General features: G+C 44.1%; 18 protein-coding genes and 1 other RNA gene. 15 read left to right on the plus strand and 4 right to left on the minus strand.

The window, feature by feature from the left end; genetic code table 11:
• Positions 1–72: 72 nt before the first annotated feature.
• Complete coding sequence (locus tag LDO73_RS14645) at positions 73–1,044, minus strand: TerC family protein (protein ID WP_224058978.1); 972 nt, start codon at positions 1,042–1,044, stop codon at positions 73–75.
• A 610-nt stretch (positions 1,045–1,654) separates the two neighbouring features.
• Here LDO73_RS14645 and LDO73_RS14650 point away from each other — a divergent pair.
• The 5 genes from LDO73_RS14650 to LDO73_RS14670 all read left to right on the plus strand — a co-directional run bounded on the left by LDO73_RS14650 (position 1,655) and on the right by LDO73_RS14670 (position 4,150).
• Positions 1,655–2,314: a DedA family protein gene (locus LDO73_RS14650; RefSeq protein WP_224058980.1), complete on the plus strand. Its 660-nt coding sequence runs from the start codon at positions 1,655–1,657 to the stop codon at positions 2,312–2,314.
• A gap of 167 nt (positions 2,315–2,481) precedes the next feature.
• The gene (locus LDO73_RS14655; RefSeq protein ID WP_036956175.1) at positions 2,482–2,787 is read left to right on the plus strand and encodes a DUF883 family protein; all 306 of its coding nucleotides are present in this window, start codon (positions 2,482–2,484) and stop codon (positions 2,785–2,787) included.
• 9 nt (positions 2,788–2,796) lie between these two features.
• Positions 2,797–3,201: a phage holin family protein gene (locus tag LDO73_RS14660; RefSeq protein ID WP_036956172.1), complete on the plus strand. Its 405-nt coding sequence runs from the start codon at positions 2,797–2,799 to the stop codon at positions 3,199–3,201.
• Positions 3,188–3,490, plus strand: a complete 303-nt coding sequence (locus tag LDO73_RS14665) for a YqjK-like family protein (protein WP_224058981.1) — start codon at positions 3,188–3,190, stop codon at positions 3,488–3,490. Before LDO73_RS14660 ends, LDO73_RS14665 begins: the two co-directional genes overlap by 14 nt.
• Before the next feature lie 264 nt (positions 3,491–3,754).
• Positions 3,755–4,150 (plus strand): DoxX family protein, encoded by a 396-nt coding sequence (locus LDO73_RS14670; RefSeq protein WP_132496578.1) that lies wholly within the window; start codon positions 3,755–3,757, stop codon positions 4,148–4,150.
• Positions 4,151–4,613: 463 nt separating this feature from the next.
• Here the strand turns inward: LDO73_RS14670 and LDO73_RS14675 are convergent, their stop codons facing one another.
• The gene (locus LDO73_RS14675; RefSeq protein ID WP_224058983.1) at positions 4,614–5,507 is read right to left on the minus strand and encodes a LysR family transcriptional regulator; all 894 of its coding nucleotides are present in this window, start codon (positions 5,505–5,507) and stop codon (positions 4,614–4,616) included.
• 122 nt (positions 5,508–5,629) lie between these two features.
• Here LDO73_RS14675 and LDO73_RS14680 point away from each other — a divergent pair, with 122 nt between their 5' ends.
• The 10 genes from LDO73_RS14680 to dagF all read left to right on the plus strand — a co-directional run bounded on the left by LDO73_RS14680 (position 5,630) and on the right by dagF (position 14,661).
• Positions 5,630–6,337 carry a pirin family protein gene (locus LDO73_RS14680; RefSeq protein WP_224058985.1) on the plus strand — a complete coding sequence of 236 codons (708 nt, stop codon included), beginning with the start codon at positions 5,630–5,632 and terminating at the stop codon, positions 6,335–6,337.
• Between the two features lie 187 nt (positions 6,338–6,524).
• A complete protein-coding gene (locus LDO73_RS14685; RefSeq protein ID WP_224058987.1) occupies positions 6,525–8,462 on the plus strand; it encodes a BglG family transcription antiterminator in 1,938 nt (645 codons plus the stop codon).
• 517 nt (positions 8,463–8,979) lie between these two features.
• On the plus strand, positions 8,980–9,318 hold the full coding sequence (locus LDO73_RS14690) for a transcriptional antiterminator (protein WP_224058988.1): 339 nt from the start codon (positions 8,980–8,982) through the stop codon (positions 9,316–9,318).
• A 58-nt stretch (positions 9,319–9,376) separates the two neighbouring features.
• Complete coding sequence (locus LDO73_RS14695; RefSeq protein WP_036956157.1) at positions 9,377–9,742, plus strand: SFCGS family glycine-rich protein; 366 nt, start codon at positions 9,377–9,379, stop codon at positions 9,740–9,742.
• Positions 9,742–10,038 (plus strand): DUF4312 family protein, encoded by a 297-nt coding sequence (locus tag LDO73_RS14700; RefSeq protein ID WP_006659132.1) that lies wholly within the window; start codon positions 9,742–9,744, stop codon positions 10,036–10,038. Before LDO73_RS14695 ends, LDO73_RS14700 begins: the two co-directional genes overlap by 1 nt.
• 26 nt (positions 10,039–10,064) lie before the next feature.
• Positions 10,065–10,856 carry a DUF4311 domain-containing protein gene (locus LDO73_RS14705; RefSeq protein ID WP_006659131.1) on the plus strand — a complete coding sequence of 264 codons (792 nt, stop codon included), beginning with the start codon at positions 10,065–10,067 and terminating at the stop codon, positions 10,854–10,856.
• Between the two features lie 2 nt (positions 10,857–10,858).
• Positions 10,859–11,509 carry a DUF4310 family protein gene (locus LDO73_RS14710; protein ID WP_224058990.1) on the plus strand — a complete coding sequence of 217 codons (651 nt, stop codon included), beginning with the start codon at positions 10,859–10,861 and terminating at the stop codon, positions 11,507–11,509.
• 174 nt (positions 11,510–11,683) lie between these two features.
• Positions 11,684–12,823 (plus strand): amidohydrolase/deacetylase family metallohydrolase, encoded by a 1,140-nt coding sequence (locus LDO73_RS14715; protein WP_224058991.1) that lies wholly within the window; start codon positions 11,684–11,686, stop codon positions 12,821–12,823.
• The gene (locus LDO73_RS14720; RefSeq protein WP_224058992.1) at positions 12,807–13,919 is read left to right on the plus strand and encodes a DgaE family pyridoxal phosphate-dependent ammonia lyase; all 1,113 of its coding nucleotides are present in this window, start codon (positions 12,807–12,809) and stop codon (positions 13,917–13,919) included. The genes LDO73_RS14715 and LDO73_RS14720 overlap by 17 nt, the downstream gene beginning before the upstream one ends.
• A 1-nt stretch (position 13,920) precedes the next feature.
• Positions 13,921–14,661, plus strand: a complete 741-nt coding sequence (gene dagF, locus LDO73_RS14725; RefSeq protein ID WP_224058993.1) for a 2-dehydro-3-deoxy-phosphogluconate aldolase — start codon at positions 13,921–13,923, stop codon at positions 14,659–14,661.
• A gap of 165 nt (positions 14,662–14,826) precedes the next feature.
• On the opposite strand, the gene LDO73_RS14730 is transcribed toward dagF, so the two are convergent.
• Positions 14,827–15,897, minus strand: coding sequence for a 4Fe-4S binding protein (locus LDO73_RS14730; RefSeq protein ID WP_224058994.1), 1,071 nt, complete (start codon positions 15,895–15,897; stop codon positions 14,827–14,829).
• Positions 15,898–16,316: 419 nt separating this feature from the next.
• Positions 16,317–16,690: RNase P RNA component class A (gene rnpB, locus LDO73_RS14735), an RNA gene on the minus strand.
• Between the last annotated feature and the right edge of the window lie 50 nt (positions 16,691–16,740).

Consider the following 16,740-nt stretch of genomic DNA (forward strand, 5'->3'; position numbering starts at 1 on the left):
TAAATCATTAGATATAAAAAAACTCCCAAAGTCATGATGAACTTATGGGAGTTTTTCTAATTAGGAAAAAGATTATTCGTTAATCAATTTTTTGGCTTCATTACGCTTATTCACGATGGTATTAACCACCAGCGTCAGAATTAAAATTGCAGCAACAGTACCTAACGAAACCGCAGTAGGAATATGGAAAATATCCATCAGCAACATCTTCACGCCGATAAAGCTTAAAATAATAGCTAAACCGTACTTAAGCATTGAGAATTTCTCAGCAACACCCGCTAATAAGAAGTACATTGCTCGTAAACCTAAAATCGCAAACAGGTTAGACGTTAATACGATAAACGGGTCGGTGGTCACAGCAAAGATTGCGGGAATACTGTCTACCGCAAAGATAACATCGCTGATTTCCACTAAGATCAGAACCAAAATTAATGGGGTAGCAAACAGCAATCCATTCTTTTTAATAAAGAATTTTTCACCATGCAGCTCATCCGTCATGCGTAAGTGTGAACGCACCCATTTGACTAATGGCTTTTCATTTATTGGCGAATCATCCTCTTTCGCGAACGCCATTTTGATCCCCGTGAACAGTAAAAATGCACCGAAAATATAGAGGATCCAGCTAAATTGCGTGACTAACCAGCTACCTGCGAAAATCATAATGGTACGCAGGACAATCGCCCCAAGCACCCCGTAAACAAGTACGCGACGCTGTAAGTTTGCCGGAATAGCAAAATAACCAAATAGCATTAACCAAACAAACACGTTATCCACAGCAAGGGCTTTTTCTAACAGATAACCGGTTAAGAATGCCATAGTTTGCGTGTTCGCGACTTCAGGTCCAGCGGTATCATTAAAGTACCACCATAGGCCGCCCGCAAAAATCAGCGACAGAGTCACCCACAAGATGCTCCAACCCGCTGCTTGCTTCATCGACATCGCCTGACCTTTATGTTTTCCTTGCCAAAACATGTCGATGAGTAACATCACAAGGATCATGACAGCAAAGCTGCCCCATAAAACGGGATTTCCAACAGAGTTCATTTTGATTCCTTAAAAAACAAAAAACGGCTGATATCCAGAAGACATCAGCCGCTTAAACTGTTTTCACCCTAAGTTATCACTATACGGTTGTAAACGATGAGCAAACCTCGCCTTCTGGCAAGGTCTCACTTACAACACAGATAACCTAAGATAAGGAAATTGTGGTGCTCGGTTACCGGGCGCAATTGTGTGCACCGTAATGACGATAATCCGACAGAAGAAGTTACTCCCCTTTGCTATGCGCACACAATAAGGTAATTAGTCTTAAAAAGCAATGATTAGCTACCAATATGTTCATGCTATTTTTCGTTACCTAAACGTAAATAAAGTGGCAAATAATCAGATTAAATCTTCTTATTCAGTGCCATTCCCGTTTTTTGTCGCTTTAGAAAGTCAGTGGTTAAGAACCTAAAATGTAAAAATCAGCCGTAATTTAAATGAATTCTCAAAATAAGCTCAAAATTTACTGTTTAGTTATTTTCTGTTTTGTTAAAGTGATCGGGTTTTACACTAACAGCCCGAAGAAACAGCCGTTTCCTTCTGGCATTTACTTAATCCATTTCTGCCCAACAACATGTTTGTTGCTGTGATTGCCGTTTAGGAAACATTAATGGAATTAGTTAGAGAACTTTTTTTCGCCCTTTGGCACCAAGATTACGAAACCTTATCTAACCCATCGTTGATATGGTCGATTTATTTCATGCTGTTCATGATCCTTTTATTGGAGAACGGCGTGCTCCCAGCTGCTTTTTTACCTGGTGATAGTTTACTGATCCTTGTTGGCGTACTCATCGCAAAAGGTGCGCTTAGCTACCCATTAACCTTAGTGATTTTAACTGCGGGGGCTAGTATTGGTTGCTGGGTGGGTTATATCCAAGGTCGCTGGCTAGGTAATACAAAAATTGTCAAAGGCTGGTTATCACACCTCCCCGAACACTATCATCAGCGTGCCCATGGGCTATTCCATCGTCACGGCCTTGCCGCGCTACTGATTGGTCGATTCCTTGCATTTGTTAGAACATTACTACCAACCATCGCAGGGCTTGCAGGCTTGCAAAACGGGCGTTTCCAACTGTTTAACTGGTTAAGTGGGCTCCTTTGGGTGCTAATTTTGACCGCTATCGGCTACGGTTTCGGCAAAAGCCCTATTTTCCAGCAATATGAGCATCAAATTATGAATGTCTTGATGCTTATCCCAGTTGGGTTATTAATCTTAGGTCTGATTGGCAGCATCGGTGTTGTCATCAAGAAAAAATTCTCCCGCAAATAAATAGCCGTCACTAAACTAAATTGAACAGCGGGAAGACTTAGCAATTCCCGCTTTCCTCTTTCTCAATTCGAAATCTATGCCAATTAGTGATTGCACTTAAGCTAAAAAAAGCTATTGTAATGTTATTAAGGTAATGCGTTATTTTTCTATTGATAGGAGGTTCTACTATGTCATCCAATCATTCTTCTGAAGATCTACGTGCTGAACTTAAATCACTCGCAGACTCTCTCGAATCCATTCTGAATAGTACTCAAGACAAATCAAAAGAAGAGATCGAAAACTTAAAGGCGAAAGCCCGTGAAGCCCTCTCCTCTTCAAAAGCTAAACTCGGTCAAGCCAGTGATAAAATCACCGAGCAAACCAAAGAAATTGCAGGCCAAGCAGATTGCTATGTGCGTGAAAATCCATGGAAAAGCGTGGGTATTGGCGCAGCCGTCGGTGTGGTCTTAGGCATGCTGCTCACTAAGCGCTAATCACCGTTTATGGAACAGTCACCGCGTCAAGGGCCCGCTAAGCGGGTTCTAGATTCCCTGCAAAGAATTGCGGGTATCGCCGTTAATATGGTTGAAACCCGCATTCAACTTATTGCAGTAGAATTAGAAGAAGAGAAACTCAACCTTGTTCAGTTATTATTACTCGCAGGGCTGACTCTTCTATTTTCTGCATTTGGTCTGATGTGCCTTATTGGGCTTATTTTTTGGTCTGTGGATCCCGTCTATCGTTATCAGGCTTTTGCTATCACGACCGGAACACTGATTTTACTCGCGATTATCTTTGCTATTTGGACGTTAAAAAAAGCGAAACAGTCCACGCTGCTAAGTGCAACCCGTGAACAACTTCGCAATGATGCTAAAGCACTGGCAGGAACCGATGATGAGCAAAAGTAAACGTCAGTTACTTGCAGAAAGAAAATCACGCTTAGTCTCTGATATTGAGCAGCAGCGCATTCTGTTATCGGCCAGTAAGAAAGAGTGGCTACAAGCCACTGCCCCTTATGACCGAGCTTGGCAAACCCTTATGGCCTTTCGCCCAATTGTTATCGCAGCGACGGGTCTTATCTCCATTTTTACCTTAAAACACCCCAATCGATTTATTTCATTGAGCAAAAAAGCCATTGCGACTTGGGGCCTTATTCGTACCCTAAGAAGCAGCTTAGACAGTTCAAGCCAGAAATAGCCCATCCCCTTAAGATGAAAATAGTCATTATTTGTCAATGAGATAGATAAAAGTGCCCTTTGGCGCTTTTTTTTCGCGCTCAACCACACACATTCAATTTTTTTGTCTATCTTTGTTAATAAGCTTAGCTTTTTATTGAAAGAGCTAAGTAATAAGATACGCACATCCAAGATTTCTAGCCTTTTCGTGCTGAAACTTAGCTTATAACGCGATATATATCGCACTTTATTTATATTTAATGACCGTATTATCTGGAGAGTCTCAATGAAAAATTTAGAAAGTGGAGCTATTTTATTAGCACGTATTATGATGCCAATTCTGTTCATCGTTGCAGGTTACGGAAAATTAGGCGGGGCATATGAAGGCACTCAGCAATATATGCAGGCAATGGGCGTCCCAGGCTTTTTACTGCCACTGACAATTTTACTTGAGTTAGGTGGTGGTCTGGCGGTGTTATTCGGACTGTTAACTCGTACAACTGCAATTTTCACTGCTGTGTTCACGTTCTTAACTGCGATGCTGTTCCACACAAATTTCAGCGTTGAGCCAAACAGCTTGATGTTTATGAAAAATATGACCATTGCAGGCGGCTATATTCTGTTAGCAGTGACTGGCCCAGGCAAATTCAGTATCGACCATTTATTAAACAAGAAATGGTAATGAGCTCCAACCTCCTCGCCTATAGCTACCTATAGGCAGGGAGTTAGTCGTACCCTCAAGTCAACATCTTTATTCATAAATTAAATGCCTTTGCACCTCCCATCCGAGGTGCTTTTTTTTTTGCTTTTATCTTTTCTTCTATCTCAGCTTCTATCTTTGCTTTCTTTATTTTTACTTTCTCTTTTATTTTTGCTTTTCCGAGTCGCCTCACTTGCGATCTCTAAATAATTCGAGTTGTAGCAAGGCGGCAAGTGAAGTTATCCCTAGGAGCATACATAAGTATGTGACTAGGGTAACTTTATGAAGCCAACACAGCTACAGCTTGAAGTATAACGAGAGCAAGATCTAAATAATTTGTATTGAAGATAGGCGGTCAGCGAGGATATCTCGGGGAGCATACACAAGTATGTGACTCGAGTAGCCGAGAGCAACCAACACCCCTACAATACAAAGTATGACGAGATCAAGATCTAAACAGTTTAGGGATTTCCCGAAGACACCACGACTTCGCCTCCCCCATACTATCGCGTCGCCACGCCATAATCATATTCGACTCATGACTAAATTCCGCCCCCACCACTTGTAGACGTCCTTCCTTAATATCTTTCTCCACCAGCGGGTATGGCATTGTCGCCACCCCTAGCCCTGCAATCAGCGCCTTGCGCTTATCTTCAATGCTCGATACCGTCAATCTTTGTTGTTTATCCAGCAGTTGCACGGTGATCACTGGGCGTTCACGAGCGGTATCTGCCACCGCAATACCTCGGTATTTCACGCGTGTGGTTTCAGAAAGCGGTTCTGGCTCTTGGTGAATAGGATGGTTCGGGCTTGCCACATAAATATGGTTCAAGGTATATAGCACTTTGGAATTAATTTCAGAGGATGAGCGAAAATGCATATCTGGTGCGATAACAATATCCGCACGCCCTGATTCAAGTCGCTCCCATGCTCCTGCTAGCACCTCAGTAATTAAAGAGAGTTGGGTGTCGGATTTCTCAGCCAGTTTATCCACCAGCGGGAATAAAGACTCTGCCGGAACCAGCGCTTCACACACAATAGTCAGATGGGTTTCCCAACCTTTAGCTAGCGCCTCCGCATCCGATGTGAGTTTATCTGCGGCTTCAAGCAACACGCGCCCACGCTCTAATAGCATGCGCCCCACATTGGTAAACTTAGTGCGATGTCCTGAACGGTCAAACAAAATAACATCAAGTTCTTCTTCTAACTTCTGCATGGTATAGCTCAATGCCGAAGGAACGCGACCTAGCTCTTCCGCCGCTGCTGCAAAGCTGCCACGCCTATCGATTGCATCCATCACCCTTAACGACTCAAGTGTTAATGCTCTCTCTTTGCTCATGATGTATCTCTTTCAGGAAATTTGAATAATGGAAACAGATTAACTGGCTAACAATTCAACGTCCAGATATTTATTATAACAATATATTACTAGCTATATATTTTGAGTGAGGGTTAACCATTATGATGAAATTAAGATCAGTTAACCATTGTGGGAAAGCAGACTACGGTTGGTTACAAGCACGCTATACTTTTTCGTTTGGTCACTATTTTGATCCAGACTTAATGGGCTTTAAAACCCTAAAAGTGCTCAATCAGGAAGTACTTGCGCCAGATAATGCTTTTCAACCAAGAGTTTATCCTCATGTTGATATTGTGAACATCATCCTGCAAGGTCAAGCTGAATACCGCGATAACATAGGTAACACCGTCAGTGCAAAAGCAGGGGAATGCGTCAGCTTTTCGCCTCGTCCTGACCTAAGTTACAGTGAACATAACGTCAGTTCGATGACACCATTAACACGGCTTCAACTGTGGTTAAATGCCTGCCCACAGCAGGAGTCCATGCCGCCACAAAAATTAGTGCTAACAGAGAAAGATAACAAGCTTATCGCATCACCTGATGGGGACGATAATAGCCTACAACTTCGCCAAAAAATTTGGATAAGCCAGATTTATCTTGAGCCTAATGAATCGAAAACCCTCGCATTACGAGGTAAAAATGCCTATCTGCAATCCATTCATGGTGGTTTACAGGTTAGAGGTAAAGAATCACAGTCTTTATCAATGAGCTGTAACGACGGCTTATTTATCCAAGATGAGAATTCCCTAATGCTCACCAGCGACCGAGTATTTAGAGGTTTATTAATTGATTTAGGGGAATCGTTGTAATCCTATTTAGGGGCGGAAACGTGAGTTTAATACGTAAATTGCGCAAAATTTGCGAATAGATTCGCAAATTTCATCATTTATATTTCCGCTATCCTGATATCACTGTGATAGAGTCCAGCCATAAGACAGTTAAAAAATCATCAGTTTTTAACTCCGAACTTTATTTTTTGATTTTAAAGGGGTTCTTGTGGCTTTATTCATTTTGCAGCGACACAATCAAATTTTCTCTCGGATCCTCAATGAGGTTGTCCCTCAAGATGAATTAGCGAAACAATTTTCCGTTTCCACACGCACCATTCGTTCAGATATCAATGAAATCAACGAATTAATTAAAGACCATAGCGCTCATGTTGTGTATGAGCGTGGGCGTGGGTATCGATTAAAAATCGAAAATGATGAGGTTTTTTCTGCATTTACTAAGCTTAATGACAAAAATAACCAGATCCCGCGCACCAGCAAAGAGCGTATTGATGCCCTATTGCTCAAACTCTTAATGCTGTCCCTACCCGTCAAGCTCGATGATATTGCCGAAGAGTGGTTTGTCAGCCGCAGTACCATTCAGCAAGATATGGGAGCCGTTCGGGAGCATCTTCATCGCTACCAAGTACAATTGGAGAGCATTCCCCATCAAGGGATCCGTTTAAATGGTAGTGAGTGGGCTATTCGTGCTTGTATGACCGAAGCACTCTGGCGGCAGTTTAGCGAGCAAATCACCCCCGACCTCGCCACATTCACTCCAGAAAGCCTAGACAATCTAGATTTAACCTATATCGATAAAGTGGTTCATAACAGTTTGAATCGCTTTGATATTCGTATCAGCAATGAAGGTCATCTTTATCTTGTATTTAACTGCGCCGTCACTATTTTGCGTATTACTCGCGGCCATGAACTCACTGCCAACGTCAATAACGAAGAGTTAGAAGAAGTCATTACTCAGGCCTGTGATGAAATTTCTAAAGGGCTAATTTACTTCCTTGGTAATGATTTATCCCCAGCTGAATTAAGCTTTTTACACGACCAAATCATCGCGCAGCGTATCAGTAACCAGCATGCATCAACACAAAAGCATCATCATCACAATGAGTTATCTGAATACATCTTAAATTATATCAATGAGTTGTATAACTATGATTTGCGTAATGATGAAAAGCTAAAGAAAGATCTCAATACCCATCTTTCAGCCTTAATGACTCGCCTTCAATACCATATTTCCACCCCAAACCCGCTGCTTTCGGACATCAAACAGTATTATCCATTTGCTTACGATGTCACGTTAAGCGCCTTAACCAGCGCCAGTAAGCAGCTGCTTCCACATCCCATTAATGAAGATGAACTGGGTTACTTAGCGGTGCACATTGGGGTTAGCCTTGAACGAAATTATGGAGCAGGCTCCGCACGCCAGACGGAAGTGTTAGTGGTCACTGATGCGGGAAACTCCACCTTTCGCGTGGTGGAATCCAAAATCATGCGCGAATTTCCTCAGCTCAAATTTAGCCGAGGGTTAACACTGCAAGAGTATGAATCGTTGGATGAAGTCGCAGAAGACTTTGTAATAACCACCGTACGGATCTCTGAGAAGAATAAACCGGTTATTAAAATTGCACCTTTTCCAACCCCCTACCAGCTCGAACAAGTGGGCCGCTTAGCGATGGTGGATCAGACTCGCCCCTATATTATTGAGCGCTTCTTCGACGAGCGTTTCTTTATGGTTATCAATGAAAAAATTAGCCAAGAGACGCTGTTCAAAACCGTCTGCCAGAAACTGCAACTAGAGGGTTATGTCACCGCAGATTTTTACCCGTCACTGCAAGAGCGGGAATCGATTGTCTCGACATTGCTGGGCGAAGGGATCGCCCTTCCTCACTCTTTGGGGTTACTTGCCAATAAAACTATCGTGACCACTATCCTTGCCCCGCAAGGCATCGAGTGGAATAAAGAGACCAAAGAGAACGCCTATGTGATTTTCTTATTGGCAATCAGTAAAACTGACTATGAAGAAGCCATGGCAATTTATGATTTATTTGTTACCTTCGTCAAAGAGAAAACCACCCGTCGCCTAGTGAATGTCAAAAATTTCAATGAGTTCCAAGCAATCGCTAAAGATAGTCTCGCGCGAATTTTATAGTTTTCAATTATCCCCATTACTATCACTTCCTATCACTTCCCATCATTTCCACTTCTCAGTGGAAAAAGGGAGGTGACCACTATTTACGTGATCCTAACCACAACTCCACCAAATGATTTTTAGTCCAAATTGTCCGCTTCATGCGTAGACCAACGTAAGTGGAAGTGAAGATTTCCACTCTATGTAGATTTCTACAAATTCATTTCCACTTTTATTTACTATCCCGCGCACAATTTCCACCACCCTAAAAATAATCCTAATAATTTGAAATATAATAAATTTATTATATTCCTCATTATTAGACCGCCTAAACCCACCCTCGTAATGTGTTAGCTTTTCCAGTTAGTTTCCTCTTAGATCGAAAATTAACCGCCACCTTTCCAGTTACACTTCCAATATATTTCCACTTTGAACTGGAAATTCCCTGTCTGCAAAATTACTCAAGAAGCGATTAAGGTATTAGTCATGAAGAAAAAAGTGATTTGATTTGAAATATTACCTTGGATTTTAAACAGTTATGAATGAATCAGTTGTGGTTTTCAAAATGTTAGAAGACGACCTTGATATCCATCAGGTCACACAAGAACTGCTAGCAGTGATTACTGACTGGCTCAAACTGGAGGGTTGCTACACCACAGATGTACAGCAACAAATGCTGGAGTCTCATCTACGTGCCATGGTCGCTCGAGCCAAAACCGGTGAAGCCTTACCGGAAGTAGATATCAGTTTGTTCGATGAAATTTCGAGCCATTCGATTGCATTAGCGCAGCGCGTTGTCGATACCTTGCCGGGGCTTGCGCCAGAAGAGACTTATTTGCTCTCAGTTCACTTTGAAGTTGTTCGTTCTAATGATTAATTTTTAGCACCTTATTTTTAGCACTCTATTTTTGGCATTCGGTCTTGGAGAATATTTTATGAAACAGATAGTTATTGTTATCGGCGATCGTTTAGGTAAAGGGCAAAAAGTGGCTGCGGGCGTTGAAGCGGCCGGCGGAAAAGCCATCGTTGTTCCCGGTGTCGCTGCTGACATGAAACTGGGGGATGTGATGAACCAAGAACAAGCTGATCTTGGCATTTCATTCTGTGGTAGCGGTGGTGCAGGTGCCATTACAGCTCAAACCAAATATGGCTACAAAGCGCGTTATGGGATGCGTTCGATTGAAGAGGGAGAAACCGCCATTGCTGAAGGTTGCAATGTTTTAGGTTTCGGTTTTATGGACAAGGAAGAGTTAGGCGAGCGCTTAGTTAAAGCTTTTAATAAAAAATACGGCAACGCTTAATGAAAAAATCTATCGAAACGACCGTACGGGTGACAGGGCAAGGCGACACAAAGCAAAAAGCGATTGCTGACGCCTTAAATTCGATTCAAAAAACCGTACTTAAGAACAGCACCGACATCATTCTGCGGATAGAACCCAAGGATGTTGAGGTTGTTAGTGCTCACTCTCATTCGCGGACAGAAAAGTTTCTCTTTCTCTTTTTGCCACGCAAACGTGAACATTTTCGAGTTGTTCTCGACGTTTCGCTGGATGTTACCTTACTTTCTGTCAACGAAATTCCATTTACAGAACAATAAAAGCAATCAGGTCTGGAGTAAATTCCATGAGTGAAACTGCATCTTTCTTAGAAATATTGGGCATGTCCCTCATTATCGGCGGTCTCTGCGGCTTTGGTTTAGGCGCAGGGGCGGCACGTATGTTCCATGCCCCGACCATTCAAGGGATGGGGGCATTCCGTACCCTTGGTGAGTTAAACGCGTGTGAGGGCGACCCCGCATCACACTTCTCATTCGGCTTAGGATTCTTCTTCAACGCATGGGCATCATCGGTCGCTGCGGGTGCCTTCACCCAAGACGTTGACCACCGTATCATCCCTAACTGGGGTGCCGCGGCTCTATTAACTAAAAACCGCAGTGTGGCAGATACCCTGCATAACCCGAAAAAAATGGCGATTGCCTGTGCCATTATCGGGGCATTGGTGGTCGCCTTCTTAAATACCACGGCGTCCGCAGTACCAGCCGCGCTACAAACCACCGCGATCAACGTACTGGTTCCGGCTGCTAACTTACTGGTTAACACCGTGATGCCAGTGATTTTCTGGCTAGCTGCGATGGATGCAGGTCGTCGTTCCGGTTTCTGGGCAACCTTATTTGGTGGCTGCGCCCAATTAATCATGGGTAACGCTATCCCAGGCTTAGTGTTAGGCATCTTGATTGGTAAAGGCGTGGATGACAATGGCTGGAACCGTATCACTCGTACCATGATGATTACCGTTGTTCTGCTGTTCGTTCTCAGTGGTTTCTTCCGTGAGTTTGACCTGAAGATGATCACCTCTTTCAACTTAGACAAACCACTGTGGCTTGAATATGTCCACGGACTGCTGAGCGGGAAATAATCATGACAACTGAAATCAACAAACAAGACTTTTGGTACGCAGAATGGTCTTTCCCTATCTTTGTTGGGCTGTTATCCGCAGGGATCTTCGCGGGTACCCATATGTACGTCGTGTACGGGTTCGGCGCATTTAACGAAGTGGCTTTCGTCGCCATGTTACGCGCTGGGCTAGATACTGGGGTTTACGGTGCCGTCGCCGCCTTCGGTGCAAGCTTCCTGTTTGCACGGATAATCGAAGGGTCACTAGTGGGGATTTTGGATATCGGTGGCGCACTACAAACCGGTATTGGCTTAGGGGTTCCCGCACTATTTTTAGCCGCAGGCTGGGATATTTTAGTCACCAACTTCTGGATCTCCCTGATCACGGGTTTATTCCTTGGTGTACTTATCGGCTTAATTATCGTGTTCGCCCGTAAGTTTACCATTGCACAAGCTAACTCCACATTCGGTGCGGACGTCATGATGGGCGCAGGTAACACATCAGGTCGTTTCTTGGGCCCATTAATTATCCTTGCCGCAATGGCCGCATCTATTCCGATTGGTATCGGCGCTCTGATTGGTGCTCTGATTTTCTATGTATGGCAAAAACCGGTAGCGGGTGGTGCGATTTTAGGTGCGATGTTGTTCGGGTATTTCTTCCCACTTGCCGCCTAGCCTCATTTAGAACAAACACTTATGCATACTCTAAATAATTCAAATTGCAGCTAGGTGGCAAACGACGATATCCCTAGTCACATACATAAATATGTGACTAGGGTAGCGAAAGAGCAGCTAACAATGCTGCGGTTTGAAGTATAACGAGTATGACGTGCATGAAAGAAGGTAACTATGTACTCACTAATCATCAAACAGGGCAAACGTATCGATGGTTCAATCATCGATATTCTAATCAAAGACGGAAAAATCGAAGCTGCGGGTCCTGAGCTTTCCCACAATCAGCACGCTGAGAAAATCATTGATCTTGAAGGTAAGCTGTATGTTAGCGCTGGGTGGATTGATTCTCACGCCCACTGTTTTACTGAGTCACCGATTTACTTCGATGAGCCTGATCTCGCCGGTGCCGCTGGCGGTGTCACCTCACTGATTGATGCTGGCAGTGTTGGTGCTGATGATATTGACAGGTTTTATAGGCTAACCACTCAGTCCAAAACTAATGTCTTCTCTCTGCTGAATATTTCTCGCATTGGCATTATTGCTCAGAATGAGCTGTCCAACATGGACAATATCGATGATGTGAGTTTCCAAGCCGCACTTGAGCGCCACCCGGGTTTTGTGGTTGGCATGAAAGCACGCATGAGTAAAAGTGTGGTTGGTGAAAATGGCATTGCCCCGCTCATCCGCGCAAAAGAGATGCAGAAAAAACACCATCTTCCATTAATGGTACACATTGGGAATAACCCGCCCAATATTGATGAAGTCGCAGATTTGCTGACTCGCGGGGATATTATTACCCACTGCTTTAATGGCAAACCAAATAAAATTTTAGGGGATGACGGATACCTAAAACCGTCGATTGCCCGTGCCCTCGCCCGTGGCGTGATCCTCGATGTGGGTCACGGCGGTGAAAGCTTTAGCTTCAAAGTCGCAGAGCAAGCCATGCGAATTGGCACCTATCCAGACATTATCAGCTCAGACATCTATCACCGTAACCGCGTGAATGGGCCCGTATATAGCCTCGCTTTTGTGATGACGAAATTCCTGTGTATGGGCTTTAGCGCCGAACAAATTTTGCGTTGTGTCACTGAAAAAGCCGCGGATTTACTGTCTCTTCCTGCTAAAGGTTATTTAAGACCGGGCTTTGATGCAGACATCACCCTATTTGACCTGAAAGAAGAACCGACTGAGCTGACGGATGCCGAAGGCGAGCATCGCATCGGTACCCATCGTTTTGTTCCTGTTGCTGCCATCGTTGGTGGAAAGCACATTATTCCTGCACAAGGCGAATCTGAACATGCAATCAATCTATGAAAAATATCAGTTAAAACACGTTATTAATGCCTCCGGTCGTATGACCATTTTAGGCGTTTCGACCCCAACGCCTGAAGTCGTCGAGCGCGTAACCTATGGGCTGAACCATTATTTTGAAATTAAAGACTTAGTGAACAAAACCGGGGAGTACATCGCTCAACTGCTCAATGTTGAAGCTGCGGTTGTGGTTTCCTGCGCCTCTGCGGGTATTGCTCAAGCGGTGGCGGCGGTGATTGTGCAAGATGATGAGGATTTGCTGCTTAACTTGCACTCCTCCAGCAAATCTATTCCTCGCGAAATTATTTTGCCCAAAGGGCATAACGTGAACTTTGGTGCCCCTGTGGACACAATGGTCACTTTAGGTGGCGGCAAAGTGGTTGAAGCGGGTTTTGCGAATGAATGTAGTGCGGCTCAGCTAGCAGCAAAAATCACCCCACAAACCGCCGCCATTTTATATATCAAATCCCACCATACCGTACAAAAAAGCATGTTAACGGTTGCTGAAGCGGCCCAAGTCGCCCACACACATCAATTACCTCTGATTGTCGATGCCGCCGCCGAAGAAGATTTAACGACCTATTATCAGGCAGGTGGTGACTTAGTGATTTACAGCGGTGCTAAAGCGATTGAAGGTCCCACCAGCGGTTTAGTGATTGGTAAAAAACAGTATGTAGAGTGGGTAAAACGTCAATCTCAAGGGATTGGTCGTGCCATGAAAGTGGGTAAAGAAGGTATTTTGGGCTTAACACTGGCTATCGAGCAGTACCTCACCGCTACCAAAGAAACTGGGGCGGAAATGGTCAGCCGTATGGATAAATTCCTTAAAGATTTAAATGCGATAGCCGGTATTTCAGCCCGTATTGTTTGGGATGCCGCTGGGCGAGATATCGCCAGAGCCGAGATCAGTTTCGATGAAAAAGTGATTGGCAAAACGACCTACCAAATCATGGATGAACTGAAGCAAGGCAATACCGCGATTTATTTTCGTGAGTACAAAGCCAATGAAGGTAAGGTTGAGGCCGATATTCGTAGCGTCAGCACCGAGCAACTTGACGTCATTTCGCAGCAAATTCGTACGTTAGTAGAAGGAATTTAATATGAAGTTGTCACCAAATTTTTACCATGATCGTGTATGCCTGAACGTCTTAGCGGGAAGCCACCAGAACGCAAAAGATATTTATGCTGCGGCAGAGAGTTTTGTGGTGGTTGGGGTGTTATCCAAAAATTATCCTGATCTTGAAAGTGCCATTGCAGATATGAAGGTGTACGCCAAAGAAGTGGATAATGCGTTGTCTGTTGGTTTAGGTGCCGGCGACCCTAAGCAGTCCACCATGGTGTCTCTGATTTCGAAAGAAGTTCAACCACAGCATGTTAATCAAGTATTTACTGGCGCACCGATTAGCCGCGCGCTATTGGGTCAGAATGAGACTTTTGTGAATGCGGTGATATCCCCGACGGGCACGGTTGGTATGGTGAAAATCTCAACAGGCCCATTAAGCGCTCAGGCACCCGATGGTATCGTACCGATTGAAACCGCCATTATGATGCTCAAAGATATGGGCGCAGACTCTGTGAAGTTCTTTAATATGCAGGGCTTGAAGTACATTGAGGAATATAAAGCTATCGCAGAAGCTTGCGCGAAGTTTGATTTTTCTTTAGAGCCAACAGGCGGTATTGATTTGGAGAATTTTGCCGAGATTTTGCAAATCGCCCTCGACGCTGGCGTGAAGAAAATCATCCCACATATTTACAGTTCTATTATTGATAAAGCCACTGGAGATACCCGTCCAGAGGATGTCCGCCAATTGCTAAACATGGTTAAAAAAGCGGTAAATTGATGTAGCAATAAGCTACACATAAGAAAATAAATATTAGCGAGACGTAAAAGTACTTACCGCCATAACAATGACAAAGCAACCAATGCCCCACTCACTTTTCGTGCCGTGGGGCATTTTTACTTTCTATTTTTATTCTCTATTTTTTTACTCTCCATTTTTTCTGCATCAATGACCTATCGTTCTCGCGTTCGGTATGATGTGAAACCAATAGTTATCAGGCACCGGGCTATCCCAAACGCCCATGTAAGCTGCAACTGCGATAGTGGCGAATAAAATACCTAGGGTCAAAATGGCCATCATCATTCCCGATAAGGGTATTTGGCGTTTTTTAGTCGGTGCTTGTAATGAGAAAGCCAAAGTTGACGCCACTGGGCAAGATTCAATGCACGTCATACATCCTGTACATTCCACCGTTCTAACCTTAATTAACTTATCAACTGGAATGCGTGACGGGCAAATTTTGGCACATTTTCCGCAATCAATGCAGCTTTCGACATTACGGCGAATTTTAACGGGTGAGAATAGGGAGAATATCCCTAGTAATGCGCCATAAGGGCAAAGATAACGACACCATGCGTTACGAATAAACAGGCTAGCGACGACAAGAACAGAAACCGTGATGAGTGAGGCGCTACTAATATGGCGAAAGAAATCCAGCATTTTGACATCAATGATGATCCCATAAGGCGACATCATAAAGTATTGGATCATTTGCGCAGGCATGGAGAGCGAGATATAGAGGAAAAAGGCTAATAGTAGGTATTTTAATCCTCTTAAAGGAATATCGAGCCATTTAGGTACGTTGATTTGAAAATGAAACAGTTTCTGACCTATTTTCCCGATGTATTCCGATATTGTGCCTATCGGGCACAGCCATGAGCAAAAGGATTTTTTCAGTAATAAACTGATGATAATAAAGGAAGCCAAGAGAAACATTGATGCGGCATGAATGGGAGGTAGCCCCCCTGTTTCGATGGCGTATTTTAAGTTCATTAATCCCGCGATGGGCAGCCAGCCTTCAATGCCTCCCGGACGTGGAAGATACAGCGTCGCACCGCCCGTTTCGTAATAGCGCACCCAGTAATAGAAGGTAATGCCGATATAAATGTTGATCGCTAAAAGCGTGATTTGCACGACTTTCCGCCATGTCGAGGCGTTACGCCAATCATTCCAAGGGAGTTTTCCACCAATTGTGCCAGGACGACGTGGGTATCGTACTGAGGGTTTCTTTGCCATGTCCGCCTATCTCTTTAACATGCATTTTAAATACCATTATTGTATTTAAGTCCCCAGCACTCGTATTGATTTGCATCACTGCCTTGCGATGTTGACGGTGGATATGGCGTATTGATAGGAAGATAAGTAAATAGAAGGTAGTAAATGGAAGTTAGCAAACTCAGATTTTTTCTAAAGAGTTAGTGTAGTCACAAGGCAGCAAAATGTGGACAACGCGGGGAGCATACATAAGTATGTGACTCATGTGGCTGAATGAAGCTAACGCCGTTACACCACTAAATATGACGAAAAAATTTTTTCTAAATAATTCGAGGTGTGCCAAGGCGGCAAAATGAGGAAATCCCTAGGAGCATACACAAGTATGTGACTAGGGTTGACGAGTGAAGCCAACGCAGTCACAACTTGAAGTATGACGAAAAAATTGGAGTTGGTCGGTAAGCCGGGTTCTGTCGTGGACAACCATTCATCTAGGCCAGCACTTGCGCACTGGCTCCAGCAACCTACCCGAGTTCAATGCGGGCCGCACCATATGAACCCCTATTTGGTCTTGCTCCGGGTGGAGTTTACCATGCCACGAACTGTTGCCAGTCGCGCGGTGCGCTCTTACCGCACCCTTTCACCCTTACCTGATCCTGTAAACAGGCCATCGGCGGTTTGCTCTCTGTTGCACTTGTCGTAGGCTCGCGCCTCCCAGACGTTATCTGGCACCCTGCCCTATGGAGCCCGGACTTTCCTCCCCTCTACCCGTCTCCCGAAGGGACTACGATAAAGCAGCGGTTGTCTGACCAACTCCGCGGCGAATTATAGGCACTTTACGCTAGCTTGTACAGACTCAATGGCAGG

It is taken from the genome of Providencia alcalifaciens, from assembly GCF_915403165.1.
In the GTDB taxonomy this organism is placed as follows: domain Bacteria; phylum Pseudomonadota; class Gammaproteobacteria; order Enterobacterales; family Enterobacteriaceae; genus Providencia; species Providencia alcalifaciens_C.